Below are 301 nucleotides of genomic sequence, written 5' to 3'. Positions count from 1 at the left end.
CAAGGTTTTCAACATCATGGGCAAGCTCCTGTACGAATGGGCCCACCTTAACCAGCGCTCCTCGTCAGAACCCCGTCAGTTGCATTACAAGTTTGTAATAGGCAACACCGACGAAGGCGCCTAGCCTGTGCAGACGATTGATCGAGGTGTGCGATGCGTTTGCTAGTGGTTGAAGATGAAGCCAAGACCGCCGACTTCCTGGCCAAGGGCCTCAAGGAGTCCGGCTTTGCCGTGGATGTGGCACTCAACGGCCTGGACGGGCGCTATTTTGTCGAACAGCAGGAATACGACCTGATCATCC

At 55.1% G+C, this 301-nt stretch carries 1 pseudogene; it reads left to right on the top strand.

From position 1 onward, the window contains the following. Nucleotides 1-153: 153 nt before the first annotated feature. Nucleotides 154-301 (top strand): annotated as a pseudogene (locus GHO42_RS06735) (response regulator); the annotation flags it as partial.

Source organism: Pseudomonas sp. FSL R10-0056 (assembly GCF_009600105.1).
GTDB classification, from domain to species: domain Bacteria; phylum Pseudomonadota; class Gammaproteobacteria; order Pseudomonadales; family Pseudomonadaceae; genus Aquipseudomonas; species Aquipseudomonas bubulae.
This window is presented reverse-complemented; position numbering and strand designations above follow the sequence as displayed.